The sequence below is a fragment of the Rhodoglobus aureus genome (genome assembly GCF_039527955.1).
In the GTDB taxonomy this organism is placed as follows: Bacteria; Actinomycetota; Actinomycetes; order Actinomycetales; family Microbacteriaceae; genus Rhodoglobus; species Rhodoglobus aureus.
Map to the genome: position 1 here is coordinate 1 of NZ_BAAAKW010000029.1, position 26,313 is coordinate 26,313.

At 59.3% G+C, this 26,313-nt stretch carries 27 protein-coding genes and 2 tRNA genes; 4 read left to right on the plus strand and 25 right to left on the minus strand.

Annotated features, from left to right (window positions below; all coding sequences use genetic code 11):
• Nucleotides 1–104: 104 nt before the first annotated feature.
• The 9 genes from ABD112_RS07850 to ABD112_RS07890 all read right to left on the minus strand — a co-directional run bounded on the left by ABD112_RS07850 (nucleotide 105) and on the right by ABD112_RS07890 (nucleotide 6,939).
• Nucleotides 105–899, minus strand: a complete 795-nt coding sequence (locus ABD112_RS07850; RefSeq protein ID WP_343924739.1) for an ABC transporter permease — start codon at nucleotides 897–899, stop codon at nucleotides 105–107.
• A 3-nt stretch (nucleotides 900–902) separates the two neighbouring features.
• Nucleotides 903–1,583, minus strand: coding sequence for an ABC transporter permease (locus ABD112_RS07855; RefSeq protein WP_343924740.1), 681 nt, complete (start codon nucleotides 1,581–1,583; stop codon nucleotides 903–905).
• A gap of 10 nt (nucleotides 1,584–1,593) precedes the next feature.
• Nucleotides 1,594–2,418 (minus strand): ABC transporter ATP-binding protein, encoded by an 825-nt coding sequence (locus ABD112_RS07860; RefSeq protein ID WP_343924742.1) that lies wholly within the window; start codon nucleotides 2,416–2,418, stop codon nucleotides 1,594–1,596.
• A 72-nt stretch (nucleotides 2,419–2,490) separates the two neighbouring features.
• On the minus strand, nucleotides 2,491–3,048 hold the full coding sequence (locus ABD112_RS07865) for a redoxin domain-containing protein (RefSeq protein ID WP_343924744.1): 558 nt from the start codon (nucleotides 3,046–3,048) through the stop codon (nucleotides 2,491–2,493).
• Nucleotides 3,049–3,085: 37 nt separating this feature from the next.
• Nucleotides 3,086–3,625: a YaeQ family protein gene (locus tag ABD112_RS07870; RefSeq protein WP_343924745.1), complete on the minus strand. Its 540-nt coding sequence runs from the start codon at nucleotides 3,623–3,625 to the stop codon at nucleotides 3,086–3,088.
• Nucleotides 3,626–3,734: 109 nt separating this feature from the next.
• A tRNA-Ser gene (locus tag ABD112_RS07875) sits at nucleotides 3,735–3,823 on the minus strand.
• A 65-nt stretch (nucleotides 3,824–3,888) separates the two neighbouring features.
• Nucleotides 3,889–5,175 (minus strand): LCP family protein, encoded by a 1,287-nt coding sequence (locus ABD112_RS07880; RefSeq protein WP_343924747.1) that lies wholly within the window; start codon nucleotides 5,173–5,175, stop codon nucleotides 3,889–3,891.
• 45 nt (nucleotides 5,176–5,220) lie between these two features.
• Nucleotides 5,221–5,305, minus strand: a tRNA-Ser gene (locus tag ABD112_RS07885).
• Nucleotides 5,306–5,403: 98 nt separating this feature from the next.
• Nucleotides 5,404–6,939, minus strand: a complete 1,536-nt coding sequence (locus ABD112_RS07890) for a PucR family transcriptional regulator (RefSeq protein WP_343924749.1) — start codon at nucleotides 6,937–6,939, stop codon at nucleotides 5,404–5,406.
• Nucleotides 6,940–7,072: 133 nt separating this feature from the next.
• On the opposite strand from ABD112_RS07890, the gene ABD112_RS07895 reads away from it, so the two are divergent.
• Nucleotides 7,073–8,392, plus strand: a complete 1,320-nt coding sequence (locus tag ABD112_RS07895; RefSeq protein ID WP_343924751.1) for an aspartate aminotransferase family protein — start codon at nucleotides 7,073–7,075, stop codon at nucleotides 8,390–8,392.
• A gap of 59 nt (nucleotides 8,393–8,451) precedes the next feature.
• Here the strand turns inward: ABD112_RS07895 and ABD112_RS07900 are convergent, their stop codons facing one another.
• From ABD112_RS07900 to ABD112_RS07930, 7 genes are all read right to left on the minus strand, one after another.
• Nucleotides 8,452–9,516, minus strand: coding sequence for an ABC transporter ATP-binding protein (locus ABD112_RS07900; RefSeq protein ID WP_343924753.1), 1,065 nt, complete (start codon nucleotides 9,514–9,516; stop codon nucleotides 8,452–8,454).
• Between the two features lie 14 nt (nucleotides 9,517–9,530).
• The gene (locus ABD112_RS07905; protein WP_343924755.1) at nucleotides 9,531–10,346 is read right to left on the minus strand and encodes a carbohydrate ABC transporter permease; all 816 of its coding nucleotides are present in this window, start codon (nucleotides 10,344–10,346) and stop codon (nucleotides 9,531–9,533) included.
• Complete coding sequence (locus tag ABD112_RS07910; protein ID WP_343924757.1) at nucleotides 10,343–11,194, minus strand: carbohydrate ABC transporter permease; 852 nt, start codon at nucleotides 11,192–11,194, stop codon at nucleotides 10,343–10,345. The genes ABD112_RS07905 and ABD112_RS07910 overlap by 4 nt, the downstream gene beginning before the upstream one ends.
• Nucleotides 11,195–11,233: 39 nt before the next feature.
• A complete protein-coding gene (locus ABD112_RS07915; protein WP_343924759.1) occupies nucleotides 11,234–12,544 on the minus strand; it encodes an ABC transporter substrate-binding protein in 1,311 nt (436 codons plus the stop codon).
• A gap of 63 nt (nucleotides 12,545–12,607) precedes the next feature.
• On the minus strand, nucleotides 12,608–13,381 hold the full coding sequence (locus ABD112_RS07920; RefSeq protein ID WP_343924761.1) for an SDR family NAD(P)-dependent oxidoreductase: 774 nt from the start codon (nucleotides 13,379–13,381) through the stop codon (nucleotides 12,608–12,610).
• The gene (locus tag ABD112_RS07925; protein ID WP_343924763.1) at nucleotides 13,378–14,862 is read right to left on the minus strand and encodes an FGGY-family carbohydrate kinase; all 1,485 of its coding nucleotides are present in this window, start codon (nucleotides 14,860–14,862) and stop codon (nucleotides 13,378–13,380) included. The genes ABD112_RS07920 and ABD112_RS07925 overlap by 4 nt, the downstream gene beginning before the upstream one ends.
• Nucleotides 14,859–15,656, minus strand: a complete 798-nt coding sequence (locus ABD112_RS07930; RefSeq protein ID WP_343924765.1) for a DeoR/GlpR family DNA-binding transcription regulator — start codon at nucleotides 15,654–15,656, stop codon at nucleotides 14,859–14,861. Before ABD112_RS07930 ends, ABD112_RS07925 begins: the two co-directional genes overlap by 4 nt.
• A 116-nt stretch (nucleotides 15,657–15,772) precedes the next feature.
• Here ABD112_RS07930 and ABD112_RS07935 point away from each other — a divergent pair, with 116 nt between their 5' ends.
• Nucleotides 15,773–16,630 carry a BtpA/SgcQ family protein gene (locus tag ABD112_RS07935; protein WP_343924767.1) on the plus strand — a complete coding sequence of 286 codons (858 nt, stop codon included), beginning with the start codon at nucleotides 15,773–15,775 and terminating at the stop codon, nucleotides 16,628–16,630.
• Between the two features lie 91 nt (nucleotides 16,631–16,721).
• Here the strand turns inward: ABD112_RS07935 and ABD112_RS07940 are convergent, their stop codons facing one another.
• Nucleotides 16,722–17,555 carry an HAD-IIB family hydrolase gene (locus ABD112_RS07940; protein ID WP_343924769.1) on the minus strand — a complete coding sequence of 278 codons (834 nt, stop codon included), beginning with the start codon at nucleotides 17,553–17,555 and terminating at the stop codon, nucleotides 16,722–16,724.
• Entirely contained in the window at nucleotides 17,552–18,817 is a 1,266-nt protein-coding gene (gene serS / locus ABD112_RS07945; protein WP_343924771.1) for a serine--tRNA ligase, read from the minus strand. The genes ABD112_RS07940 and serS overlap by 4 nt, the downstream gene beginning before the upstream one ends.
• A 37-nt stretch (nucleotides 18,818–18,854) precedes the next feature.
• On the opposite strand from serS, the gene ABD112_RS07950 reads away from it, so the two are divergent.
• Nucleotides 18,855–19,844, plus strand: a complete 990-nt coding sequence (locus ABD112_RS07950) for a diacylglycerol/lipid kinase family protein (protein ID WP_343924773.1) — start codon at nucleotides 18,855–18,857, stop codon at nucleotides 19,842–19,844.
• Nucleotides 19,845–19,857: 13 nt separating this feature from the next.
• Here ABD112_RS07950 and pheA read toward each other — a convergent pair whose 3' ends face one another.
• Nucleotides 19,858–20,814 carry a prephenate dehydratase gene (gene pheA, locus ABD112_RS07955; RefSeq protein ID WP_343924775.1) on the minus strand — a complete coding sequence of 319 codons (957 nt, stop codon included), beginning with the start codon at nucleotides 20,812–20,814 and terminating at the stop codon, nucleotides 19,858–19,860.
• 24 nt (nucleotides 20,815–20,838) lie between these two features.
• A complete protein-coding gene (locus ABD112_RS07960) occupies nucleotides 20,839–21,663 on the minus strand; it encodes a M15 family metallopeptidase (protein WP_343924777.1) in 825 nt (274 codons plus the stop codon).
• A 76-nt stretch (nucleotides 21,664–21,739) separates the two neighbouring features.
• Between ABD112_RS07960 and ABD112_RS07965 the strand changes: the two genes are divergently transcribed.
• Nucleotides 21,740–22,024, plus strand: a complete 285-nt coding sequence (locus ABD112_RS07965) for a GNAT family N-acetyltransferase (protein WP_343924779.1) — start codon at nucleotides 21,740–21,742, stop codon at nucleotides 22,022–22,024.
• Between the two features lie 37 nt (nucleotides 22,025–22,061).
• Here the strand turns inward: ABD112_RS07965 and ABD112_RS07970 are convergent, their stop codons facing one another.
• From ABD112_RS07970 to ABD112_RS07990, 5 genes are read right to left on the minus strand one after another with little or no spacing between them, the layout of a single operon-like run.
• Nucleotides 22,062–22,817 carry a heme ABC transporter ATP-binding protein gene (locus ABD112_RS07970; protein ID WP_343924781.1) on the minus strand — a complete coding sequence of 252 codons (756 nt, stop codon included), beginning with the start codon at nucleotides 22,815–22,817 and terminating at the stop codon, nucleotides 22,062–22,064.
• A complete protein-coding gene (locus ABD112_RS07975; protein ID WP_343924783.1) occupies nucleotides 22,814–23,872 on the minus strand; it encodes a FecCD family ABC transporter permease in 1,059 nt (352 codons plus the stop codon). Before ABD112_RS07975 ends, ABD112_RS07970 begins: the two co-directional genes overlap by 4 nt.
• A complete protein-coding gene (lplAB, locus tag ABD112_RS07980; protein WP_343924785.1) occupies nucleotides 23,851–24,900 on the minus strand; it encodes a lipoate-protein ligase LplAB in 1,050 nt (349 codons plus the stop codon). Before lplAB ends, ABD112_RS07975 begins: the two co-directional genes overlap by 22 nt.
• Nucleotides 24,901–24,933: 33 nt before the next feature.
• Complete coding sequence (locus tag ABD112_RS07985; protein ID WP_343924787.1) at nucleotides 24,934–25,395, minus strand: HIT family protein; 462 nt, start codon at nucleotides 25,393–25,395, stop codon at nucleotides 24,934–24,936.
• A complete protein-coding gene (locus ABD112_RS07990) occupies nucleotides 25,395–26,276 on the minus strand; it encodes an alpha/beta hydrolase (protein ID WP_343924789.1) in 882 nt (293 codons plus the stop codon). Before ABD112_RS07990 ends, ABD112_RS07985 begins: the two co-directional genes overlap by 1 nt.
• Between the last annotated feature and the right edge of the window lie 37 nt (nucleotides 26,277–26,313).

A 26,313-nucleotide genomic window follows, 5' to 3' on the forward strand; every position in this document is an offset into this window, starting at 1 on the left:
CCGCTGCAACGTCCTCTACGCCATGATGCGCGACGGCACACTCTACGAGAACGAACCGAAAAAACACGCCCTCGCCGCTTGACAAAAACATAGGGGCACCCCCCCTATTTGCTGCGAACATTATTTTCCCCTTCGTCGGCGGTGGTTGCCGCCACCGTGACTGGCCCCAGTGACCTGTCACGGACGTGTGTTTTCTGCCGGCGCGTGTCGGATGAGCCGCGTCTCCTGGTCAGTCGCTGAACAAGCGCGAAGATCCAATCGATCACGAGCGCGAGCACCGTGACGAGAATGGCGCCGCCGAGGATGCGCTCGTTGTCATTGAGTCCGATACCGCTCGAGATGATCGTTCCGAGACCGCCGAGCGAGATGTACGAGGCGATCACTGCGGTCGCAATAACCTGCATCGCGGATGCGCGGATGCCGCCGATGATCAGTGGGAGCGAGAGCGGTATCTCGACCCGTATGAGCACCTGCAACTCGGTCATGCCACTCGCGCGTCCGGCATCCACTGTGTTCTTGTCGACCGATTCGATTCCGGCATACGCACCGGCCAGAATTGATGGAACCGCCAGGATGACGAGGGCGATTATCGAGGCAACGAACGCGGCCTGCGTGAACGGCACTGTGGCGCCCACAATGACGAAGAGAGCCATTAGCAGGCCAAGTGTTGGGAGCGCGCGCATTGCACCGGTGAACCCGATCACGAATTGGCGGCCGCGGCCGGTGTGACCGATGTAAAAGCCGAGCGGAAGCGCGATGACTGCCGCGATCATCACCGAGACGACTGTGTAGAACAGGTGCTCGCCGATCCGATCCTGAATCGGCAGGGGGCTCTGCGATCCTGCGACATAGTTCGCGGGATCCAGCAGCCAGCGGAAGGCGTCAAGAAAGAATTGCATGGCTCAGGCCACCCGCTCGACGGGAAGGATGCTCCGGTGCTTGGCGCGACTGCTCTGCCGGCTCCATGGCATGAGCACTCGGCTGAGTAGCACAAGCACCACGTCGAAGACGAGAGCGATGATCAGGCTCGCCATGATGCCGATGACGATCTCCTCAAGGAAGTCGCGTTGCTTGCCGTTCGTGTACAGGTAGCCGAGGTTAGCTGAGCCAATGATCGCCCCGACCGAGACGAGCGCGATCGTACTTGCCGAGACAACTCGAAGGCCAGCGAGAAGTACGGGGCCAGCGAGCGGAAATTCCACTTGCCAGAAGCGGGTCCATGGGGAGTACCCCATGGCGGTGGCGGCCTCGATCGCTTCCGCCGGCACTGCCGCCAGGGCATCTGCCGCGATGCGAACCATCATCGCCACCGCATAGATAGTCAGAGCTACGACAATATTCCGGTCATCTGTGATCCGCGTTCCGAGCAAGTAAGGCAGCATCACGAAGAGCGGAAGGGAGGGGATCGTGTAGAGGAGACTACCCCCGGCGATCACGATCGACCGCAAGGCCAGCCACCGGTTGGCGATCCAACCAAGTGGCACAGCGATTACGAATCCGAGCACGATCGGAACAATGCTGAGCGCAACATGATTGCCAGTGAGCCCAGCGATGAGGTCAAAGTTCTCGATGAACCAGCTCATCGACCCTCCCTCATCGGTCGGCCCCGAGAATTCCGGCGGGCCGGCCGTCCCCATCGACGATCAGGGTCGCGCTGTCCCCCTCGCGATGCTGGAGATACAGGGCGCGCTTTCCCTTATCTGCACCGATGAAAGTCGCGACGAAGTCGTCGGCTGGGTTTGCCAGAATCACGGCCGGAGTTCCCACCTGCGCGATCACACCGCCGGTGCGAAGGATCACCACTTGGTCGGCGATCGTGAAAGCCTCGTCGATGTCGTGGGTGACGAACACCGTGGTCTTGCCGAGCTCGCGCTGCAAGCGGTTGAGTTCGACCTGAAGTTCCGCCCGAACAATCGGGTCGACCGCGCCGAACGGCTCATCCATGAGAAGGATGTCCGGGTCGCTAGCGAGAGCACGTGCGACTCCGACGCGTTGCTGCTGGCCGCCGGAAAGCTGATCCGGATACCGGTCAGCTAGGGAGCGGTCGAGTCCAACTGTGTCGAGCAAGGTGAGCGCGTCGCGCCGGGCCACCCGTTTCGGCACACCGTTCAACCGCGGCACTGAAGCGATGTTGTCGACCACCCGCCGGTGCGGCAGGAGTCCTATGGCCTGCAGAACGTAGCCGATCCGTCGGCGAAGCATCACCGGATTGAGGCTCGAAATATCCTCGCCATCTATCAGGACCTTGCCGGCGGTCGGGTCGACCATCCGGTTGATCATCCGCAGAAGCGTTGTCTTGCCCGAGCCGGACGAGCCGACGAGCACGGTCGCCTTGTGCGAGGGAAGCACGAGAGAGAAGTCTTCAACAGCGAGGGTGCCATCGGGAAACCGCTTTGAGACGCTCTGGAATTCGATCATGACGGTCGTTTCATTCCTCTTGCGTCTGGCGAATCGGCACTTGCCGGTCCCCTCAAAGTGCAAGTATATTCCTTACGGCGCAACAGCTCCGCGAGCGGGGTAGTTGTTCTCGGTGATGTACTCGAGGCCATGGATGATGGCCTTCACGGGCATCCGTCCGAAGGGCATGCTGGAGACGGTGCTCCAGAACACGGTGCCATCGGAGTCGAGGATGTACATGCCGGGCTCGCTGAAGAACTCGGGTTCGCCCTTCTTGAATCCGCTAGAGATGAAAAGCCCCCACTGGCGGGCGGCTTCATCAGTGAGGCCATGGGCGATGGGGAGGCGGGTGATTTCCCACTCGTCGATGGAGATTGTGGCGCGCTTGAGGGTGTCCATGCTGACCGCCACAATGCGACCGACGCCGGCCTCGCGAAGCTCATCCATGTTCTCGTCGAACTCACGCAGTTGCTTGCGGCAAACCGGGCAGTGCAAGCCACGGTAGAACACGATGAGAGTGAAGCGGCCGTCGGTACCGGTACCGAGCGCAAGGTCATCGGTGGTGCCTCCCTGCACGAGCGGCAAGGAGAGCGAGGGCACTGTGGTTCCCGGCAAGATAGTCATGTTCTTACCCAACGCAATTGTGGCCAAGAATCATTCCGAGACGCAGGGAATTACCAGAGAAGGGCTACTCGGCACCGTGGTCGTGCAGCGCCGACGTCGACGTTGTGCCGTTCAGGTCTAGGTAGAGCTGCCCTTCGGTCACCGACAGCGTGACCGCATTGCGTCGTTCGAGGGAAGCAACAACACCGTCAATGAATCCAGGGTCAAAGCTGCGCAAGACAATGGCCTCTGACTGATGAATCTTCTTACCCGTCCACGCAGCCGCAACCTTCACTGGGTCGCGATGTGTGTAGACGGCAACCCGGTCTGCCAACTTGCTGCCGTAGTGGAGACGGGCAGCATCGGGTGCGCCAACCTCAATCCAGGCGGTAATCGTTCCGGTGAGATCGCGCACGAGAACTGCCGGCTCCGCGGTCGAGGAGAGCCCCTCACTAAACGCGATCCCCTCCTCGTATTCAAGGCAATACGCGAGCAGTCGCGTCACCATATACAAGTCAGTTTCTGATGGATGGCGTGCCACCCGAAGCGTGAAGTCCTCGTAGACGCCGCGATCCACATCGGCCAGTTGCACCGTAAAGGTGTGGATCGTTGCGCCAGTTGCCATAGCGCCTGAGCTTATCCTGTGGATGAGGTGAGGCAGACCGCGTGAATCCCCGCCAGCCTTGCCCTAAAGCAAGAAAACCCCTGAATAATCAAGGGTTTTCTGTGAAGAGCGGAGACGGAGAGATTTGAACTCTCGGTACCCTTACGGGTACTCCACCTTAGCAGGGTGGTGCACTAGGCCGGACTATGCGACGTCTCCAGACGTGCTCAGCAATCATAACCGCTCATGAGCAGAACGACGAACCGAGCCGCGACTGACCCAGTTTAGTAGCTGTTGGTGACCGAGCAGCTGTACGTTGCTGCGTTCTGTCCGCGGATGTCGAGCACCGGAAGGTCATCCTCAGGCGCTGCGGTCGATCCTTCAGTTGCTTCGGGGGTGGGCTCTGCGACTGGAGCGTTCGGGTCGAGAATTGAGCCTTGACCGTCGGTCGTTTCTTCAAGAACGAATGCCTGGTCAGATGCAATCAGATCCATCATCTGGTCGCCTAGGTACTGGTTCGGCTGTACCTTGCCGTCATAAACACCCGTGCCGCCGGTCGTACCTGGGTATTGCACGAACTGGATGCGATCCAGCGGGATGTCTTTGAGCGCGAGAGCGATCGACACCATTGTGGGAATGTCTGAAAGACCCTTCGACAGCTGCATGTTGGCGATCGCAGCATCCGCGAGGTTGTAAAGCTTCTTGTAGTCGCTGAGCGTCTCGGAGCTCTTGAGCGTGCGCACTAGCGACGAGAGGTAGACCTGCTGCGAGCTGATGCGGGTCAGGTCACTGCCATCACCGATGCCGTGACGGGAACGCAAGAATGCGAGTGCACTCCAGCCTGAGAGGTTGTAGGTGCCGGCCTCGGGAAGGTCGATACCGGTGTACGGGTCAACGAGCGGGCCGTCGATGCAGACATCCACACCGCCGATTGCGTTCGTCATCTGGATGACGCCGTCGAATGTAATGATGCCAGCGAACTGAATGTCGAGGCCGGTGAATTCGGAGAGGGTCAGCGCAACACAAGGAAGGCCACCATAGGAGAGCGCGGTGTTGAGTGCCTCTGTCGAGTAGTACTTGTTGTAGTCGCCGTCGGCGCTGGGGCACTCGGGGATGCCCATCACCATGTCACGAGGGAAGCTGATCGCCACGGCAGACTGGCGGTCGGCAGCTACGTGCAAAATCATGTTCACGTCGTTGAGTTCACCCGACGCATCGCGAGTTGTTCCGCCGATGCCGCCCTGATCCTCACGGGTATCGCTACCGGCGATGAGAATGTTGAATCCGCCCTCATAGCTGCCGATCTGCGGGGGAGGACCTTGGGTCTCACCGACGAGAGTGACAGTGTCGCGCTGGCCATAAATGCTGTCGAACGCCACGGCGCCAACAGCCGCACCACTCACCATTAACACAGCAAGAGAAGCGGCAACAATCTTTGCAATCGCTCCCCACGGGCCCGGCTTCTTCAACCGGCCGTGACGTGCCAAACCTTGCACCTTGGGCGCTTCTTTTGAGCTAGTGCGAGCAACAGAGCGCGAACGCAACTCTGAGCGTGGACGAAGTTCACTCATCGCACTTCCCTTTCATTCACCGGATACAAGACCTGACACGCAGTGCGGAGGGCGTGGGATTCGAACCCACGAGACATCTCTGCCCACCAGTTTTCAAGACTGGCTCCATCGGCCGCTCGGACAGCCCTCCTTGCATAGCGCAAGTTCAGAGTGTATCGGATGCCCGCACGGCCTACCTGAATGGCAGGCCAGAACGCTCGAACTGGGGGGCGGCACTGGCGAGTGGGCCTATTCGAGCATCCGCAATGCTGCCCACACCTCAAGGCGGCCCTCAAATGTTTCAAGATCGAGGTTCAGGATGCCCGCAGCTTGGTCGATCCGCGCCCGCACTGTGTGCCGGTGAATCCCTAGCTGTGCGGCTGTCGAACCCCACGAGCAATCGTGCGCGAGCCAGGAGCGCAGCGTATCCACGAGGGTCGTCGAATGCTCGGCATCGAAGGTGACGAGGGGTGTGAGCACTCGGTGTGCCACTTGCTCAGCACCGGCCGCGTGCAGCACTCCGAGCATCCCGGTGCCAGCAATGTCTGCGAAATCGGTGAGACCTGGGCGCCCAGCACCAGCATGAAGTGCATGGGATGCCTGAGCAAGCGCTCCGCCGAGGCCGGGATAGTCTGCGGCGGCGCTGCCGGCTGCGAGCCCGTGGTCGGCAACAAGTTGTGCGATCTGCTGGCGCTCGCTCCCCTGCCCGACGACGACCACGATCGTGTCGTCTCGCTCAGCGAAGAAGACTCGGCCGTCGCGATCGAGTGCCAACGATTCGAGAGCGTCGAGCACATAGTGGCTGCGCACTTGCCTCGCGATTGCGATGACACTGAGCGGTTCTTGTGGCAGCGCTCCCCACACGTCGCGCGCTGTCGCCCGCGCAATAGGAACATTGCCGGCAAGCATCAGCTCGAGCAGGGCCGAACGCAATTGCCCACGCGTTGTATCGAGCTCACGGTTTTGTTCGAGCGCCAGCGTCGCCAGAGCGATCACGCTGGTGACGAGCTCATTCTCGGCACGGTCAAGCAGCACCCCACGCCCCAATGCCAGGGCTCCTCGCAACTGCCCACTCTGGCCGAACGTCTGAATAGTCACCTGCCCCGATTCGAGAGTGAGACTTGTGGATGACCGGCGCCCCTTGCGCAGCACCCGAGCCACCTCATCCCGCACGGGTGCAGCGAAGCGGTCAGTGGACGGTTGCTGCGAGGGAACAAGAAGGGGAGCACCGGTCGCATCGAACAGTCCAACCCAACAGGAGAGCTGACGTTCGAGCTCGACGAGGGTCGACCGCAGACCGGTGGGCTTGAGCGCGGCACGAGAGATCGCTTTGTGGGCAGAAATCGACCACTCCATGCGCCGGCTGCGTTCGGCAGCGATCTGATCGGCGACCTCGCGAATGACCGCAATGAAGGGAACACGGTCAGGAACATCAATAAGAGGGAGCCCGGCACGGGCGCACGCTTCGGCAAGCCCTGGCGGCATCCCTTGGTGCAAAAAATGGGTTGCGAACCCCAGGCCAACGATCTCTGCATCAACTAGTCGGCCAACATAGGCGTCGTAGTTGTAGCGCTCAGCGGCCTCGTCGAAACCGAATTGTGCGCCATCGGTGAGCAGCACGTTGCCGCTGCTGAGAAACGGGGTGGGGTCATTGAGGTCAGAACTGTGCACCCAACTGATGGGGGCGGTCAACAGGTTGGAGTGGTGCGGATGCTCGCCCGCGTCGCTCACCACGCTGAGCCGCAACTGTTCTCTGCTAAGCAGCCACGTAATCGTTGGGAGCATCTGAGCTAATCCTTTCCGAATCGAAATCTCACCTTATGTCGAGTATGCAGCACTGCGCTATACAAAATGTCACGAACGCGAGCGCGGTGGAGCGCGATAGTTGAGTATCAGCCTCGCCCACGAAAGATGCCCCATGAACTCTGCACCCGCATCCAGCAACCACAGCAACGAAGAAACCATCGCGCTCGACCGCGCCCACGTGTTTCATTCTTGGTCGGCGCAGGGCGCGCTGAAACCGCTAGTTCTTGAAGGCGGCCTTGGCAGCACCGTGTGGGATGACGAAGGCAACGAGTACCTCGACTTCTCGAGCCAGCTCGTTAACATCAACATCGGGCACCAGCATCCCGCAGTGATCGCCGGCATCAAGGCACAGGCCGACCTCATGGCGACAATCGCTCCCGCCCATGCCATTAACATTCGCGGCGAAGCCGCCCGCAAAATCACCGACCACGCCCCCGAGGGCATGAACAAAGTGTTCTTCACCAACGGCGGGGCGGATGCCAACGAGAACGCGATCCGCATGGCTCGCCTTCACACCGGTCGCGACAAGGTTCTCTCGCGCTACCGCTCCTACCACGGCAACACCGGCTCGGCGATTGCTGCCACGGGTGACTGGCGCCGAATCCCCAACGAGTACTCGCGCGCTCACGTGCACGTCTTCGGCCCCTACCTCTACCGTTCCGAATTCTGGGCTGACTCCCCCGAACAAGAATCAGACCGCGCCCTGCACCACCTTGAGCGCACCATTCAGGCTGAAGGCTCTGAATCGATCGCAGCGATTTTGCTCGAGACGATTCCCGGCACCGCTGGCGTGCTGATGCCGCCACCCGGCTACATGGCTGGCGTGCGTGCCCTCGCCGACAAGTACGGCATCCTCATCATCCTGGATGAAGTCATGTGTGGCTTCGGTCGCACCGGCAACTGGTTCGCGTTCGACGCCTTCGACATCAAACCCGACCTCATCGCTTTCGCCAAGGGAGTCAACTCTGGCTATGTGCCCGTCGGCGGCGTAATCATCTCTGACGAAATCGCGGCAACCTTCGACGAACGCGTCTTTCCCGGCGGACTCACCTACTCAGGCCACCCGCTCGCCGCAGCCTCTATCGTCGCCTCCATCACCGCGATGGAAGAGGAAGGCATCGTCGAGAATGCCGCCATGATTGGCCGCGACCACATCGCTCCCGGCCTTGCGGCCCTCGCCGCCAAGCACTCCAGCATCGGCGAAATACGCGGAAGCGGAGTCTTCTGGGCGATGGAACTTGTCGCCGACCGCGACACCCGCGAACCTCTCAGCGCTGCAAACATGGGCAAGCTGAAGGGCGCGCTCGTGAAGCGCGGACTGCTGCCGTTCACTGCTGACAACCGCATCCACGTAGTGCCGCCAGCAGTCGTGACGCCCGCCGAGGTCGAACGCGCAATGGCCATCTACGATGAAGCGCTCAGCGAGCTTTAGCAGCACTCACGGAGCAACCCAGTCGTGACCTTAGCGCCCGCACGTCATCCCCTCTACGGCTAAGGGAGCCTTGATCCCGAGGCTTGGTCGAAGAGGTGGCTGGAATTCTTTCGCACCGAAAGCCCCACGATGGAGCCTTCGCGGACATTCGCAAGTTGAGCTGCCCCAACCACACTAGTTAGAACGCGGTCGTGTGCCCGCAACGTCACGATCGCACGTGGCCCAAGTAGCTCAATCAACTCGACAGTTGCCAAGCTTAGAGTCGGCTCGGGACTTGATGAGATGAGAAGATCATCCGGTCGAATTCCCAATGTGACGAGACCCGTGGCGCCTATTTCCTGCGTCTCTAAACGTATTCCGCTGTCGGACGTGAAGATACCTCTTTCGATGCCCCCATCGATGAGGTTCATCTTAGGACTTCCAACAAACTCCGCCACGAAAGTGCTGGTAGGTCGTGAGTAGACTTCCAACGGCGTCCCCTGCTGAGCGATCTGGCCCTCGCGCATCACAATTATTCGGTCAGAGAGAGTCATCGCTTCTTCTTGGTCGTGCGTGACATAGAGGGAGGTGATCCCCAAGCGCCGCTGAATCTGAAGCAATTCGGTGCGAGTTTCAACCCGGAGCTTCGCATCAAGGTTGCTCAGCGGTTCATCAAACAAGAAGACTGACGGCTGACGGATAATGGCCCGGCCAATCGCGACACGCTGTTGTTGGCCACCACTTAGGTCCTTGGGCTTCCGGGCCGCGAGATGCGCAAGGCCTAAAGAATCTGCGACCTCATCCGCGCGTTTGAGTGCCAAGGCGCGAGGAGTCTTGGTCGCTCGCAGAGGAAACGCAATATTCTCGCGAACGGAAAGGTGGGGGTAGAGCGCATAGTTCTGGAACACCATTGCGATATCACGATCTTTTGGCTCAAGGTCGGTGACCACACGCTCACCAATTTTAATCTCACCTGAAGTAATCGGCTCAAGGCCCGCGAGCATCCGGAGCGACGTGGACTTGCCACATCCGGACGGACCCACCATCACTGTGAATGAACCGTCAGGCAATTCGAGGTCTAGGTCGGAAACTATCCGAGACGATCCGTACATTTTGTTTACTTTTGAGAACGTTACGTTTGCCATATTTTTCACAGATCCTAAGACTTGACGGCTCCACCGCTGATGCCCTGAACGAGCTTGCGCTGGATAAAGAAACTAGCGATAACAACAGGGACTACTGCGATAAGAATTGCTGCACTCATCGCGCCCAGCTGAACGCCACGGAAGGTGTTGAACCCGGAGATCGCAACAGGAAGAATTGCTGCATTTCCGGGCGCCAAAATGAGTCCGTAGAACATGTCGTTCCACGAGAGCGTGAAGCCAAAAATGGCAGCGGCACCAATACCCGGAAGCACTTGCGGTAGAACCACGAGTACGAATGCGCGAAACCGGCTGAAACCATCGACTCGAGCCTGCTCTTCGAGAGCGGGCGGCACCGCATCAAAGAATCCGATCAAGAACCATGTCACCACTGGAAGCACAAAGCTGAGGTGCGCGAAGATTACTGGAACCAGCGTGTCATTGAGCCGGAGCGCGTACGCCATGGTCAAGAAAGGAAACACTAGTACCGCGGGTGGCAGCACCTGCGCGGCCAAGATTCCGAACCGTGTCACTGAGCCGCCTGCTTTGTACTTCGAGATCGCATAGGCCCCCATTCCGCCGACCACAATGCTTATGCCGACGGTAACTAGACCGACAACAAGACTTCGATACGCAGCATCGAGGATCCCCGATGATAGGACGCTCGCCCAGCTATCGAAGTTGGGAGTGAAGAGAACCAATCCGGGATCGTTTAGTTCTTGCGGTGTTTTGAAACTTGCGAGAGTGATCCAGGCCAAAGGCACAATGACAAATATTGCCGCTACCCACAGCAGGGTGATCCGCAAGACAGAAAGTAGTTTTGGTTTTCTCACGCTGCCCGGCCTCTTTCTATGCGACGAAAGGTCAGAATTATTAGTGTCAGAACTATTGCGAGCAACACGAATGCCATCGACGATGCCTCCCCCAGCCTGAAGAACTGGATACCTGTCTGATAGGTGAAGTACTGAATTGTTTGCGTCTCTGTACCCGGCCCACCCCGCGTAGTGGCGAACACGTACTCGAACACTTTCAGCGCATCCAAAGCACGCAGAAGCACAGCAATGACTAGCACCGGGGAGAGCAACGGAAAAGTGACGCGCCTGAACACGTACCAGGCGGAACCCCCATCGACACGAGCAGCTTCGAGAGGTTGTTTGGGTATCGACTCAAGTCCTGCGAGCAACAACAGCACCATAAACGGCGTCCACTGCCACGCATCGATGGCTGCCAAAGTCATGAGGGCACGGCCTGGCCCAAAGAAGTCGTAGCTGATTCCGATGCCACGCAACATCGCAGGGATCGCACCGATTTGGTCGTTGAGCAAGAATCGAAAAGTTAGCCCAACCGCAATAGGAGTTATGAACATTGGTGCCAAAAGCATGGAACGAGTGAGGTCCTTCGCCCACTTCTGTTTCTGTAGGGCAAGAGCAATCGCCAACCCCAGCACGACTTCAGCACCAACCGCCATCACGACGTAGAGGACGGTTGTGCCGAAGGCCTCCCAAAAGTCGACATTGGTAAGTGTCGAAAGGAAGTTATCAATTCCGACGAACCCCGGGGTTCCGCGGTCAGTCAGTTTGTAGTCAGTAACGCTTAGATACAGCGCGTAGGCAAGCGGGAATCCAACGATAAGAACAAGGAGTGCGATCAGAGGAGCTAGCATTCCGAGCTTGAACGTCATCGCTCGACTTCCCCGGGATCGTTGAATTCCCACCCGGCTCTACTTCTGGATCTTTACAACCGCAGCTTGCGCTGCAGCAAGGGCTTCATCCACTGACTTCGTTCCGGCGACGGCTTCGTTGAGCTCCGTGCCGACAGCCTGGATCATCTCTTCGCCGTTCGCGCCCGCACTCAGTGGCGCAGCATCAGACAAGATCTGCTTGACCGCTTCGTAGTAGTCAGCACCAAAGCCGTCAGCAAGAACTCCGGGATCGTCAAGAGTGCTGACGCGAATCGCAGCACCACCTTCCTTGACTCGGTCGATGTCGACCTCCTTCGAAGTCACCCAAGAGGCAAATGCCCACGCCGCATCGGATGCTGAAGAGTTGGACGGGATAGCCCATGACCACGAACCAAGAACTTGCTTTCCACCAGGCATCGGAGCAAGTTTGAAGTTTCCAGCGAGATCCCCAGAAGCTCCCGACGGATCATTGAGCGCCGGGAGGTTCCAGTTGTAGCTGATCATTGAAGAAGACTGACCGCTCGATACCGATCGGAAGGCCTCGTCAAATGCCCAGCTAAGGCTGTTGTCGGGCGCCGCATTCTTATATGCGTCGATGTACGCTTCGAGAGCTGCCTTGGCCTCCGGTGTGTCAAGCGTCGGATTGCCATCGGCGTCATAGATCGAGCCGCCTGCAGCAAAGAGCCAATTTGCCCACTCTTCAAAGATTTTGTAGCCTCGCTGGGGTTGCATGGCAATACCCGAACGCTCTGACGTCGTGAGTGACTTCGATGTAGCCACGAGCTCTTCAAGAGTTGTCGGAACCGACAGCGAGCCAGCAGCTAGATCATCAGCGTTGTATAAATAACCCAGCGCGTAGTTATAGAACGGTACGCCGTAGGTCGTGCCGTCAACTTTCGTGATGTCGACGAGGGGCTCAAAGAAGTCTCCAGCGTCATAATCGCTGGTGCTCGCAATGCGATCATCGAGCGGCTCCAAGAACCCTGCCTGAGCGAAGTCAACCATCCAAGGGTTGTCAACAACGATCAGATCGTAAGTTGGGTCTGGCGCTTGGAATGACGAGACTAACTTGTCTCGCATCTGATCAAACGTAAGCGACTCGATATCGACAGTGACATCGGGGTACTCTTCGTTGAAATTTGCAACGAGATCGGTGATTCGATCGGTGTCCGGAACGTTTTCCATCAGAATTCGGACAGTTCCCTTTGTGTCTTTGGGAATGTCGCCGAGCCCTGATGACTCGGGAGTTTCGGGGCCACCGGTTCCTGCACATGAGGCGGTAAAGAGCGAGAGTCCACTCATTACCGCCACAGTCGCGATGATCTTGCGGGATTTTTTGCTGTGCAACATTTGCTTCTCCTATTACGTAAATGGGGCTTGCTGAACATTGGGGCAAGTAAGGCCGTGCAGGTATTAGTCCATGTAGGCACCACCGTTAATCGCGAGCGCTTCACCTGTCATGAAGCTCGCATCCTCGCTAAGGAGGAATGCCACGACTCGTGCGACGTCCTCCGGTTCCTCTAAGCGCGCGAGCGGTGTGTCTTCGACCCACATTTGGCGCACGTCACCCGGTGTGGTTCCTCGAAGTTCCGCCTCCCACGCAAGCTCGCGTGCCTGCATCGGCGTTGCGACGTAGCCCGGGCACACCGAGTTCACTCGGATGCCATGCTCGGCTAGCTCGAAGGCCATCGCCTGCGTAAGGCCGACGACTCCAAACTTTGACGCAACATAGTCCGCAAGAAATGGCACTTTTCCTTGCTTTCCCGCCATTGACGCGGTGTTCACTATCGAGCCCGCGATACCAGTCCGTGCCATCGCACGCGCGGCCGCTTGCCCGCAGACGAAGACGCCCTTCAGGTTGATAGCGAGTGTCTTCTCATATTGATCGAGCGGAATCTCTAGGAACTTCTGCATGAATGAGATTCCCGCGTTGCTGACCCACGCGCTAAGCCCAAGGCGATCCGCGACGCCGTCCGCGACCTTCGCTGCTGCCACTGGATCAGTCACGTCCAACTCTGCAGATTCGTGAGGTCGATTGTGCTCGTCAGAGAGAGTCGCCACTGTTTCTGCCGCGGCAGCTAGATTGATGTCAGAGACGACGACCAACCACCCACGCTGCGCGAGGACCTGGGCGATAGTGCGGCCGATTCCTGATCCCGCACCAGTGACCACTACTGTCTTATTCATATTCTGGTTCTCCTTGCGATTGAGTGTGAAATGGGTGCGACGGCACGTCCGAGTTCACGCCATTCTGCGTAAGCCTCGTCATATGTCTTCACGCGTGCAGGATCGGGGACTACAACCGGGCCACTCTTGATGAATCGCGCGGTGCTGCTCCAGTCATCAAGCGCCTTCGCCCCGACAGCCGCAATCAGCGCCGCGCCTAACGAAGCTCCCGGGTGGTTCATTATGGGAAACATCTCAACACCGAGCACTTCTGCATGGATCTGCTTCCACAGCGTGGATTTGCTGCCACCATTAGTGATCGACGCGCGCCCAAGCGATAGGCCTGCACTTTCGAACACTTCAACGTGGTGTCGAAATCCGAATGCGATTGCTTCTAAGACAGCGCGGTACATATCGGCGCGGTTATGTCCCAGATGTAGTCCGGCAAACGTGCCACGGAGATCCGGATCATGCACTGGGCTCTTCTCACCTAGGAAGTATGGGAGGCAAAGAACGTCAGCCGGCCGCCTACCTTCCGCTTCCGCGTCTAGGGCCAGCAGACTCTCACCCCCGACGAGCGATTGGTACCAGCGAATCAGGCTTCCGCTGGTCGCCATACAGCCGTTGGGCAGCCAACGCCCCGGCACTGGGTGAGCGTCGAGATATAGCCTCGGGTCGACAATCGGAACATCGCTGGCCACAAGAATGTCACCTGCTCCGCCCAGCTTGACCAACCAGTCGCCTTGTTTTTCGACCCCAGCAGCGAACGCGGAGAGCACATGATCTGCTCCTCCAACAATTAGCGCGGTCCCCTGGCGCAACCCTGTCTCCTTGGCAGCGCGTTCGCTAAGCGATCCCGCGCGCTCCCCCGATTGCAAAATTGGAGCGAGCAAAGTCCCGTCTGCCCCAGCCGCGGCAAGGATACGATCCACTGGTTCGCCTGCAATTGTGAATAAGCCAGACTCAAGTGCCCAGTTCTTTTCGAGATGGGGTGCCGCGCCTAGAGCAATGAGCAGCCAATCGTATGAGCCCACCACACTTGCCGTCTTTTCCCACAAGCGCGGCTCGTGTTGGCGAAGCCATTCGAGCGTTGGCGCAACTGACTGTTGAGTGAGAGCGGAACCGGTGAGCGTCACAAGGTCGATGCCGACGAGATCGTCTCCGATTCGTTCGATTTCCGAGCTGGCGCGGGCATCGTTTTGAAGAATTGCCCTGCGCAGGGGGACGCCGTTGGCGTCCAACGCGACGACCGCTGGCACCATACCCGACGTAGATATTGCGACTACTTTCTCGGGTGAAATAGCGCGGGTCGACAATATTTCTTGAATCGACTCCACGACGTTCGTATACCACTGTCGTGTATCTGCTTCGGCGTACCCTGCATGTTCCGAGAACAGAGTCGCGTCTCGAGATGCTTGGGCAATGATGCCTTGTTCAACATCGAACAGAACAGCCTTGGTGCCGGTTGTACCGATATCAATGCCAATTGTGTATGTGCTCATTGGGAACCTGACTTCGCAGTATCTGAATTCGACACGCACAACACCGTTACTCCGAGGCTCCTCGCGCCAACCAATGTCGGATTGTCAAAGTCTCCATCAGTTACAAGTGCATCGATAGCGTCCAATGGCGCGATATTCATGAGTCGTACTCGCCCGAGTTTCAGCTCGTCAACGACAACGATCACCCGATCAGCGGATCGAACAGCCGCCTTCTTTACGCTTCCCTCTTCCCTGTGGTACTCGGAAATTCCACGCGTTGCATCGACGCCCGCAACGCCCATCACGTAGACATCACAGTTGTACTGGCTGAAAGTCTCTTCGGCGTCTATCCCGATTAAGCTAAGTTCCCCGGGCCGCAGCAGGCCGCCGGTCAGCAGAACAGTCGTCTCTGGTTCATCTGCAAGCTCAAGAGCAGCGAGCACGCTGGGCGTGACGATAGTTAGGCCCAGTCCCTTGCCTTTGATCGCACGAGCGACAGCGAGCACCGTGCTGCCACTGTCGAGAATCACAGTCTCGTGCGGCTGAAGTAGCGATACGGCCGCTTCCGCAATGTGCATCTTGCTTTCTGCAGCCTCCGCGACTCTCGCTGCGAAGGGCGGCTCAGACGACTTCCCGCCAGCCGCTATGGCGCCCCCCACTATGCGGCGGACAATCCCAGATGCTTCTAACGCATCGATGTCGCGCCGAATAGTCATTTCAGATACGCCGAACTCTTTGGAGAGCGTCGCGAAGTCAATCTCGCCACGCGCGAGTACGCGCTCCTCGATGATCTCCCTACGCTTCTTCGCTGCCATTGCTCAATCCAATCAGAGATTTGTGGCATATTCACAGATCCAATGTTGCAGTTCTGTAAATTCTGGTCACAAATGAGTAATGTATGTGAATATATAACAGCACTATGCCTCTGTCTATGAGGCGTCCAAAATCTCTCTCCGCGAAAGGCATCCTGATGGCCAACTGGCTCGACTCGGTATTCAAAGTAAACAAACCCGTGATTGCGATGCTCCACCTCTCCGCGCTACCCGGTGATCCCGGGTTCGACTCCGCTGCAGGGGTGCGTGCAGTAGTCGAGCGAGCTAAGTCTGAGCTCGGCGCACTCCAGGAGGGTGGCGTTGACGGAATCATGATTTCGAACGAGTTCAGCCTTCCCTACCTGACAGCTACCGAGCCAATCACCGCTATCACGATGGCGCGGGTAGTCGGGGAGCTACTCAACGAGATTTCGGTTCCTTATGGCGTAAACGTGTTGTGGGATGGTCGCGCATCTATCGATCTAGCCGTCGCGACCGGCGCCCAGTACGTGCGCGAAATCTTCACTGGCGTCTACGCAAGTGACTTTGGGCTGTGGAACACCAACATCGGCGAAGTCGCACGCCATCGCGCCCGGGTGGGCGGCAAGGACGTCAAACTCTTCTTCAACATCGTGCCTGAATCTGCAAAATACCTTGCAGACCGTGACCTAAAATCTATAACCGAAACGACGGTCTTCGCTACGCTCCCAGATGCAATCTGTGTTTCAGGGTTGACCGCTGGCGCAGCGACTGACGTCCAAGCATTGACCACGGTGAAGAATGCGGCGGGCAGTGTTCCGGTATTCGTCAACACAGGAGTACGTGCCCACAATGTCGGAGAGCAGCTCACTATCGCAGACGGCGCAATCGTCGGCACCTATTTCAAACAGGATGGTGTCTTCGAGAATCGGGCAGACCGAACACGAGTTGAAGAACTAATGGGCGCGGCACGCGATTTCCGCGCAACGCTCGGCTAGCGTCTTGCGTCGGCAAGAAGCAGCCCGAATTTCTCGCAGACCTGGACCGAACCGGAATTCAATAACTGGGATTGAACACGCCAACCTCGGGCTACCCCGAGCGCGCATCCAAGAACATCGTGAGCGCCAACGCGGCACCATCGTTGACGTCGCTTTCGGTGACCTGACTGGCGACAGCGATCACGTCATCCGGAGCCTGCCCCATCGCAACGCCCTGACCGTGCACGGCAGCCCATTCGAGCATGTCGATGTCATTGCGGCCGTCACCCATCGCAAAAACGCGCGTGCGCGGGATGCCGAGTCGTGAGCGAACATTTTCGAGCGCTGTCGACTTGTTGACGCCATCGGGCGCGATGTCGAGCCAGGCCGTCCAGCCCACGTTGTAGCTGACCTTGTGGAGGCCCATCTTTTCGACGACTGCGAGAAAGTCGTCTACCTGGTGTTGCGGTGAAATGACCACAACACGAGTGGCCTGGATCTTCACGAGTTTTTCAAAAGCAACGTTCTCGCTAACCGCCCCAAGTGCTCCGTCAGGAAACTCGCCGTAGACGAAGAACTTGCCGGTCGCATCTTCGACCGCATAGTTCGCCGAACCGAGGTGCTCCTTGATGCTCCTCAAGACCTCGCCCGGGTTGAACATTTCAACAAACTCGCGAGCGTAGCCGCCCTCGCCCATCGGGTCACGCTTCAGGGTGATGGCGCCATTTGAGCACACTACGTAGTCGGGCTTGAGGCTCAACTTTTGCAAGATCGGCAGAGTCATGGCAACCGAACGACCGGTGGCCAACATGACTTCGTGGCCGGCATCCCGAACCTTAGCGACGGCCGCAATCACGGCGTCGTTCATTTCGCCCGACTCAAGCAACACCGTGCCGTCAATGTCGAGTGCGATCATCCAGCGGTCATCGTGAGCTGCGTTGGTCACGCGGTTGGCTCCAATATTTCGAGTCCGCCAAGGTAGGGGCGCAGCGCTTGTGGCACTACGACTGACCCGTCGGGCTGTTGGTGTGTTTCGAGAATCGCGACCAACCAGCGGGTGGTTGCAAGGGTTCCGTTGAGGGTGGCGACAGGTGCCGTCTTGCCCGACTCGGTGCGGTAGCGGATGTCGAGCCTGCGCGCCTGATAGGTCGTGCAGTTCGAGGTTGAGGTCAGTTCGCGGTAGGCGCCCTGGGTCGGAACCCACGCCTCAATGTCGTACTTGCGGGCAGCGCTCGAGCCGAGGTCGCCACCGGCAACATCGATCACGCGGTAGCTGAGCTCGCACGCCTGAAGCATCGACTCTTGGAAGGCGAGAAGACGTTCGTGCTCCTCTTGAGCGTTCTCGGGCAGCACATAGCTGAACATTTCGAGCTTATTGAACTGGTGCACGCGCAGGATGCCGCGGTTGTCTTTGCCAGCAGAACCCGCTTCGCGGCGGTAACAGGTCGACCACCCTGCGTAGCGCAGTGGGGCCTTCGACAGGTCAAGAATCTCGTCGGAATGGTACCCGGCGAGCGCCACTTCACTGGTGCCGGTGAGGTAGAGGTCGTCGGCAGGAAGGTAGTAGACCTCGTCGGAGTGTTCACCGAGGAATCCGGTGCCGGCCATGATCTCTGGCCGCACAAGGGTGGGAGTGATGAGGGGGATGTAGTCTCCGGCAATCGCACGGTCGAGGGCCATGTTCATGAGACCCAGTTCGAGACGCGCGCCAACACCCTTGAGGAAGTAGAAGCGGCTGCCCGATACCTTCACTCCGCGCGGGATGTCGATGGCTCCCAGGATCTCGCCGAGGTCGGCGTGGTCGCGTGGTTCAAATTCGAATGATGCGGGCGTGCCAACTTCGCGCACAAGCTCCCAGTCATCTTCGCCGCCGACGGGAACACCGTCGAGCGTGATGTTGCCGAGCGAGCCAACGATGCGTGTGAACTCTGCCTCAGCTTCGGTCGACACTAACTGGGCGGCCTTCACACGCGCAGACAGCTTCTGTGCCTCCGCGACAAGAGTCTTCTTCTCCTCTGAAGGCGCTTGAGCGACCTTCTTGCCGAAACTGTTTTGCTCAGCCCGGAGTGTCTCGAATTCACCAATGCTGGTGCGGCGCTTCTGGTCGGCCGCAATAGCGTCGTCGACCAACTGAACGGATGCGCCGCGGGCGAGTTGCGATTGCCGCACAGCGTCGGAGTTTTCTCGGAGAATTTGGGGGTCAATCACCCCTACAGCCTACCGATTCATGGCGTAGCGTTTATCTGTGCCCATCCTCCGAACTGCGAAGCGCAAAGCTGCGGTTGTTTACAACCCCATGAAGGTCGATCTCGCGAAGCTGAAGAAGACCGTATCCGCTGCCGCTAAAGCTGCGGACTGGGCAACGCCCGTCTGGTTTTCCACTACTAGAGAGGATGCGGGGCAGGCTGCCACTGGCAGTGCGATCCGCCGCGGCGCGCAGGTTGTGATCGCAGCAGGCGGCGATGGCACAGTGCGAGCTGTGGCAGAAGCTCTGCGTGGCAGCGGAGTTGCGATGGCCGTCGTTCCGGTGGGCACCGGCAACCTGCTCGCGCGCAACCTAGATTTGCCGACCGGAAACATCCGCGACAGCGTCGACATTGCGTTCAATGGCTTCGATCGCAAGCTTGACCTCGGCATGGTTGAGATTGTTCGTGACAATGACGATCACGAAGAGCACGCCTTCTTGGTGATGGCTGGTCTTGGGCTCGATGCGAAGATGATCAAGAACACGAGCACAAAACTGAAGAAGGCTGTGGGCTGGCTTGCCTACGTCGACGGCATTGCGCGCTCCATTCCCGAACTGCGGCCGGTTCAACTTCACTTCAGTGTGGATGGCGGACCCAACCGCTCCCTGAGCGCCCACACCGTGATCATCGGCAACTGCGGATCTCTGCCCGGCGGTTTGCTGCTGATGCCGGAAGCGAAACCCGACGACGGCATCCTCGACATGGCAGCACTGGTGCCGCGCGGCCGTTTGGGCTGGTTGAACATCTGGAACAAGATCGCGTGGGAGAACGGTGTGCTGCGCAAGAGCGTGATCGGTCGCCGCATCATCGACCTCTCGAAAGACGTTCGTGACGTGCGCTACGCGACCGGCAGCGATCTCAACATGATCGTTGAGAGCCCCGAAGAGTTCCAGCTCGACGGTGACGAGTTCGGGCTGGCCAAATCAGTGCACGCCTGGGTCGACCCGCTTGCGCTTATTGTGCGGGTGCCGAAGCCTCGTACGAGGTAGCTGAGGGCTCGATCTAGATAGCCGAAGGCTCGTTTGTGGTGATCGCCCGCAACCAGTCGCGCGCCTCAACAAACACATCGTTGCCGTAGCGAGGGGTAACGGTTGTCGCGAGCTTGTCAGCGCGCGGGTAGCTGCCCAAGAAGATCACGTTGGGGCTGAAACGCTTGAGCCCCAGCAGCGCATCGGCGACACGTTCGTCGAGGATGTGACCCTCAAGGTCGATGACGAAGCGATAGCGACCGAGTGAATCACCAATCGGTCGCGACTCGATCAGACTCATATTGACTCCACGAGTGGCGAACTGTTCGAGCATCTCCAGCAGCCGACCAGGAGCATCATCGGGCAGTTCCACGATGATGCTGGTCTTGTCTGCGCCGGTCGGCTCGGGCAGCGTCGTTTCTGAGCTCACGAGAACGAAGCGGGTAACCGCGTTCTGGTTGTTGCCGATCTCGGACGCCAGAACATCGAGGTCGTAGTGCTCGGTGATGCCGGGTGGGGCCACCGCGGCATCCGCCAGTTCGGTATCGAGGAGAGTTGCCGCCGCGGCAACGTTGGAGCTGGCCGGTACGTGGCCGTGGCTCGGCAGGTTGGCGTCGAGCCAGCGTCGCGTCTGGGCGTAGGCCACCGGATGCGCGTTCACGACTTTCACGTCGGCGAGCGCCATGCCCGGCCGGGTGACGAGAACGAAGTTCACGGGAACAAGGTACTCGCCAATGATACGAAGGTTCGGAACGGTGGTCAGTGCATCCTGCGTCGCACTCACCCCGCCCTCAATCGAGTTCTCGATCGCGATCATCGCAGCAATGCTGCGACCACTCGTCACATCATCGAGGGCTTCGCCCACATTGTTGACGCTCTTCCAGTGCGCCCCAGCCGCATCCGGAACCTGCTTCAGCGCAGCCTCCGTAAAGGTTCCGGCGGGCCCCAAGTAGCTGTAGCTCACTGAGTCGGGGCTGGGCGTCGAAGTCATGACACGAGTTTAGGGTGCCAGCGGCTATCCGTAGGTCGGTGCGGCAGGCAGCCCAAAGAACTCTTCAAGAGTTTGGATGCCGGTGCGCTGCAATTCGGTAGCAAGTTCCCTGCCCACAAACCGCATGTGCCACGGCTCGTAGTTGTACCCCGTGATGTCAGTCTTGCCGAGCGGGTAGCGCACCGTGAAGCCATACTTCCAGCCATTGGCAGCCAACCACTGACCCTGCGGGGTATCTCCGAAGCACTGTTCGAGAGTGCAGTTCGCTGGCCGCGCGCTAACATCGATCGACAGCCCGGTCTGGTGTTCGCTATGGCCGGGGCGCGCACTCGTGAGGTCTGCCGCCTGCTGCCCGAGACTCGAAACCCATCCCGCATACACCCTCTCCTGAGACCAGTAGCTGCGATAGGAACTCTGCGACTGCATCTGTAGACCCGTTTCGGCGGTGAACGCCGCAAACATTTCGACCACAGCGGCAGCAGCATCCGGAGTCAAGTAGGGCTCGTAAACGTAAGGCACGTTGACGAAGACAAGGTTTGGTTCGTAACTCGTCGGGCTAATCGGGCGCCGTTTGTTGGCGACGACCCAAAGGCTGCTCGCATCGTCTTTCGAAAACTTCGCCCTATCGAACGTTGGGGTGGGAGTCGGCGTTGGGGTGGGAGTCGGTGCTGGTTTTGGTGTAGCCGTTGCGCTCGGAGTGGAGCTCGGCGTCGCGACCGGATCGGACGCCGGGGTGAGCGCGACAAAGGTCACCGCTGCGGCCAGCACTACAACGACCACGATCGCGAAAGTGATGATTACCCCTCGGCGGTTCGATCCGTCAAAAGCAGGAAGGAGTCGACCAGACACACATCGATAATATTCCTATGACTCGACGCAGTTCTAGTAAACGATCACCCGGCTATGTCGAGAGTAGGCTTGGACTATGGCAAGCGAAGTTATCCACGACCCCACAATGCACCGCTATGAGTTGCTTGTTGATGGCGTTCAGGCAGGCATTGCCGACTACCAGCTCCGCGACGACGCGATCGTGTTTGTGCACACCGAAATCGACCCCAATTTTCGCGGTCAGGGTCTTGGCGATGAACTCGCCCGCGGTGCCCTCAACCTGGTGCGGGCAGAAACCGATGACCGTGTTGTTGCCAAGTGCGAATTCATCGACCGCTTCATTACCGACAACCCCGAGTACGGCGACCTGCTCGACCGCTAGTTCAATTGCGGAAGGTGGCGCGTGTGCAACTGCCGCCTCAGCGACGAGGAACGACGACCGGATGCCCGGCGACGTCGTGCAGGTCAACTGGTAGCCCATACACGCGTTCTACGCGCTCGGCCGTGAGCACTTCGCTCGGTGTTCCGATTGCGTCGAGCTTGCCGTGCGCAATGAGTGCAAGACGGTCGGAGTATGCCCCCGCCAGACTCAGATCGTGGAGCACCACTACGACAGCTCGGCCGTCTGCCGCCATGGCTTTCGCGACCCGCATCACATCTTCTTGGTGTCGCAGATCGAGGGCAGCGGTGGGCTCATCAAGAAAGACAACAGGGGTGTGCTGGGCAAGCACGCGCGCGAGCGAGACTCGCGCCTTTTCACCGCCAGACAGTGTTGTGTAGCGACGCGCACCTAGGTGGGCAACATCCGTCGCCTCGAGCGCAGCATTCACGACGGCCACATCATCGCGACTCTCGATCGAACGCGCCCACGGGCTGCGGCCCATCGCGACGACCTCAGAGACCCGGAACGGAAAGCTGACGCTGTTCTCTTGGGTCAGCACCGCACGCAGGCGGGCAAGTTCGGCATGGCGGATGCCACCAACATCCCGACCATCAAGGGTCACAGTGCCACTGTCTGGTTTGCGGTCGCCGCTCAAGACCGAGAGCAGGGTCGACTTTCCGGCGCCGTTTGGCCCGACGAGCGCGAGCACTTCGCCGCGCTGCACGTCGAGGCTCACACCGTCGAGGATGGCGCGGGAATCAATACGAACACCTACATTGCGTGCACTGATCATGCCCAACCTCCGCTGAGTTTGCGTTGGCGGAACAGGAGGTAGAAGAAGAATGGACCACCGACGAGTGAGGTGAGCAGGCCGATCGGAAGGTCGCCCCCCGCGACAACAGAACGAGCAAGCAGGTCAGAGAGTACGAGCAGCACACCGCCTCCGACCGCACTTGCGACGATGAGCTGGCGATGGGCTGGCCCTATGGCCATTCGGATGGCGTGCGGAACAACGAGACCGACGAAGGCGATGATGCCGACAAAGGCGACCGCGACTCCGGTGAGTAGCGCGACGATCACAATCGAGACGATGCGCAGCCGCTCAACATTGACACCGAGGTGACGGGCGTTGCGCTCCCCCAGCGCCAGCAGGTCAAAGGGGCGCGCGAGCACAACGGCGGCGGCGAGACCGATTGCGGTCACGAGGGCGACGATAAGCACTTCGCCCCACCGCGACCCGTTGAGCGAACCGAGTTGCCAGAACACGATCTGCTCACGGCTGCCCGAGTCGGCGACGAACAGCAAGAAGGCGAGGCCAGCACCGGCGAATGCGTTGACTGCGATACCCGTCAGCAGGAGGGTCACGACTTCGGTGCGGCCATTAGCGCGCGACACAAAATAGACGAGCAGTGTTGCCAGCAGGCCGCCAACGAAAGCGAAGAGGGCGATCGCCCCATCCCCCAACGCGGCGACGCCGACAACAATGGCAATTGCTGCGCCCAAAGCGGCACCGGATGACACACCAACGACACCAGGTTCAGCCAGCGGGTTGCCAAAAATTGCTTGCATCACGGCGCCAGCGACGGCGAGTGCGGCGCCAACCACCAAGGCCATCGCAATGCGGGGAAAGCGCACCACCCAGAGCGTGGATTCCACGATCGAATCGGTGGGAGCCCAATCATTCTGGACACCGAGGGCTCGCAGTAGTGACCCGCCAACTTCAGTCGGGCTCACTGGCAATTGCCCGAGCACCGCCGACGCCACGATGCCGCCCACAAGGAGCGCGGCAAGGGTGAGCGTGAGGGTCAGGCCGCGAAGGGTGGGGTTCACGGAACGCGCTGCAGCCATTCTTCGGTGCCGAACTTCTCGGCAACAAGTGCTTCGGCAAGAGCAAGTTCCTCGCTAGTGATTTCGCTCTCGGTAAGGCCGTAGAGCCCGCGGAAAGTCGCGACCATACGATCCAAAATTTCCGAGCGTTCCATACCGGTCTGGCTACGCAATGGGTCTACGCGCTTCGCTGCCGACTTGGTGCCCTTGTCGCTCATTTTCTCGCGACCAATGCGCAGCACCTGCACCATCTTTTCGCCATCGATGTCGTAGCTCATGGTGACGTGGTGCAGCACCGAGCCAGCGCCGAGACGCTTCTGGGCGGCGCCACCGATTTTGCCGGTCGGGCTCGTGATGTCGTTGAGCGGCTGGTAGCTGGCGTCGATGCCGAGGGACTTGAGAGCAATGATGACCCACTCATCGAGGAAGGCATAGGAGTCAGCAAAGCTCATGCCGTGCACGAGCTCGACGGGGGCATAAATCGAATAGGTGATAACAGAACCGGCTTCCATAAACATGGCGCCACCTCCCGAAATACGACGCACCACTTCGAAGCCGTACTTTGTGGCGTTCTCGAGGTCGACCTCGTTGCGCACTGACTGGAAGCTGCCAATCACGACGGCAGGCTTATCCCACTCCCAAATGCGCAAAGTTGGTTTGCGGCGACCAGACGCCACCTCTTCGGCGAGCACCTGATCCATCGCCATCTGCACTCGAGGCTGCAACGGCGGGCCAGTCACAATCTGCCAGTCATAGTCTTTCCAACTCGTGGCACGCTGCAGGGCACGACGGATCGCCGTGGCCACAGATTCTGCAGAGAAGCCGAGCATCACTGTGCCCTCGGGAAGAGCCCGCTGAATCGCGCTCGTGACGGTCTTCGCGTCAGAGTTGGCGGGGAGGCCATTGATGGCGCTGTCGATGGCACCAAGTGCCTCATCGGGCTCGAGAAAGAAGTCGCCAGCGAGCCGGAAATCGGTGATGGTGTCGTCAACGACATCGAGATCGACCACTACGAGTTTTCCGCCGGGCACTTTAAATTCGCCGTGCATCACTCACCCCTGTCTAGTTGTGCTGAATCAAGCCTAATGTGCGGCATCCGCCGACGGTATCGACCAGTCGAGCGGAGGAACAAACTCGCCATGCCCATGGTCGATCATCCGGCGCCGCAACCGTATGAACGACTCATCGAGAGCCTCGGTTCCCGGGAATCGGGTAATGCCCGTGTGGCTGTACTCATACACATTCCACGACGGCCATACGTGCAAGTGTGCGTGTGGCACCCGGTAGCCCTCAAACATCAGGCCGACACGATCGGCGTCCCATTCCTCGCGCTGGGCAAGCCCAATAAGCCGGCCAACTCGAAAAATGTGCATCGCGAGCTCTTCGTCGAGCTCGCTCCACCGATCAACCTCAACGCGCGGAATCACGAGCACGTGACCCGGCTTGCGGGGCTCGATCGTGAGAATGGCAAAGACACGAGCATCCGCCCACACGAAGCGCCCGGGCGAGCGACCGTTCAGAATCTCGGTGAAAATTGACGCCATTATTTGTGCGGTGCAGCCTTGAGACGCACATCAAGCCACGCGATAAGGTCAGTGACCACTTCGTCTTTGTTGGTCTCGTTGAAGATCTCGTGACGCGCACCGGGGTAAACGATTGCTTCCATGTCGGTGAGCCTGGAGCGCGTGGCATAGTCGGCCGCGAGCCATTCAATGCTCGTCTCTCCGCCGAGCGAGTCCTCTTCACCGATCATGATCAGCAGCGGAATGTCGCGCTTGATGTGTTTCGTTGGACGGCCGAGCAGACGCATGCTGTCAATGGGGCCGAACAGTTTGAGAGCATCCGCGTAGAAGGTCAGCGGATCGTTGACAAAGTCTTCGGCGATCTGGGGATCGCGGCTCAACCATTCGTAGCCAGTGGTGCCGAGGTCTTTATGTTGGGCGTTCAGATTGCCGCTGTTCATGTGGGCGAAGGTGCGATGCGCGGTGCCGGTGAGGATCGCGACGTCATACTCGTCGGCGTGGTTGTTGAGCACGTCTTGCACCATGAGTGAGCCCCACGAGTGGCCAAGCAGGGCAAGGGGCAGGTCGGGGTTCTCGGCGCGAATGATCTTCGTGAGTTCGCGGATGTTCTCGGTTGCGGCCCGCAAGCCGCCCTTGCCGAGCTTGCCGAGTTTGCTGGCATCTCCATCGTTCTGCTCAAGACCTGTTGCACCGTGGCCGCGGTGGTCGTCGGCATAAACCGTGTAGCCGGCAGTGGCGAGCGCCTGAGCAACAAGCTCATAGCGGAGGGCGTGATCGCCGAGGCCGTGAGTCAGCTGGAGCGCTGCGTGGGCGTGGGGTGATTTCCACACGTAGTAGTGAATCGTCACCCCGTGGGCATCCGTATAGGAGTGGTCAGTTCGTGGCACCGTGAACGTGGGCATTAGTGGGCCTCCTTGCTTGTTCCATAATACGGCGGGG

Excerpts from the sequence above, each read along its gene's own strand:
- ABD112_RS07990 (WP_343924789.1), bottom strand. The coding sequence starts at position 26,276 with ATGCCCACGTTCACGGTGCCACGAACTGACCACTCCTATACGGATGCC.
- ABD112_RS07870 (WP_343924745.1), bottom strand. The coding sequence starts at position 3,625 with ATGGCAACTGGCGCAACGATCCACACCTTTACGGTGCAACTGGCCGAT.
- ABD112_RS07975 (WP_343924783.1), bottom strand. The coding sequence starts at position 23,872 with ATGGCTGCAGCGCGTTCCGTGAACCCCACCCTTCGCGGCCTGACCCTC.
- ABD112_RS07965 (WP_343924779.1), top strand. The coding sequence starts at position 21,740 with ATGGCAAGCGAAGTTATCCACGACCCCACAATGCACCGCTATGAGTTG.
- ABD112_RS07920 (WP_343924761.1), bottom strand. The coding sequence starts at position 13,381 with ATGAATAAGACAGTAGTGGTCACTGGTGCGGGATCAGGAATCGGCCGC.
- ABD112_RS07915 (WP_343924759.1), bottom strand. The coding sequence starts at position 12,544 with ATGTTGCACAGCAAAAAATCCCGCAAGATCATCGCGACTGTGGCGGTA.
- ABD112_RS07890 (WP_343924749.1), bottom strand. The coding sequence starts at position 6,939 with ATGCTCCCAACGATTACGTGGCTGCTTAGCAGAGAACAGTTGCGGCTC.
- ABD112_RS07900 (WP_343924753.1), bottom strand. The coding sequence starts at position 9,516 with ATGGCAAACGTAACGTTCTCAAAAGTAAACAAAATGTACGGATCGTCT.
- ABD112_RS07935 (WP_343924767.1), top strand. The coding sequence starts at position 15,773 with ATGAGGCGTCCAAAATCTCTCTCCGCGAAAGGCATCCTGATGGCCAAC.
- ABD112_RS07895 (WP_343924751.1), top strand. The coding sequence starts at position 7,073 with ATGAACTCTGCACCCGCATCCAGCAACCACAGCAACGAAGAAACCATC.
- ABD112_RS07985 (WP_343924787.1), bottom strand. The coding sequence starts at position 25,395 with ATGGCGTCAATTTTCACCGAGATTCTGAACGGTCGCTCGCCCGGGCGC.
- ABD112_RS07930 (WP_343924765.1), bottom strand. The coding sequence starts at position 15,656 with ATGGCAGCGAAGAAGCGTAGGGAGATCATCGAGGAGCGCGTACTCGCG.
- lplAB (WP_343924785.1), bottom strand. The coding sequence starts at position 24,900 with ATGCACGGCGAATTTAAAGTGCCCGGCGGAAAACTCGTAGTGGTCGAT.
- ABD112_RS07970 (WP_343924781.1), bottom strand. The coding sequence starts at position 22,817 with ATGATCAGTGCACGCAATGTAGGTGTTCGTATTGATTCCCGCGCCATC.
- pheA (WP_343924775.1), bottom strand. The coding sequence starts at position 20,814 with ATGACTTCGACGCCCAGCCCCGACTCAGTGAGCTACAGCTACTTGGGG.
- ABD112_RS07855 (WP_343924740.1), bottom strand. The coding sequence starts at position 1,583 with ATGAGCTGGTTCATCGAGAACTTTGACCTCATCGCTGGGCTCACTGGC.
- ABD112_RS07860 (WP_343924742.1), bottom strand. The coding sequence starts at position 2,418 with ATGATCGAATTCCAGAGCGTCTCAAAGCGGTTTCCCGATGGCACCCTC.
- ABD112_RS07880 (WP_343924747.1), bottom strand. The coding sequence starts at position 5,175 with ATGAGTGAACTTCGTCCACGCTCAGAGTTGCGTTCGCGCTCTGTTGCT.
- ABD112_RS07925 (WP_343924763.1), bottom strand. The coding sequence starts at position 14,862 with ATGAGCACATACACAATTGGCATTGATATCGGTACAACCGGCACCAAG.
- ABD112_RS07850 (WP_343924739.1), bottom strand. The coding sequence starts at position 899 with ATGCAATTCTTTCTTGACGCCTTCCGCTGGCTGCTGGATCCCGCGAAC.
- ABD112_RS07910 (WP_343924757.1), bottom strand. The coding sequence starts at position 11,194 with ATGACGTTCAAGCTCGGAATGCTAGCTCCTCTGATCGCACTCCTTGTT.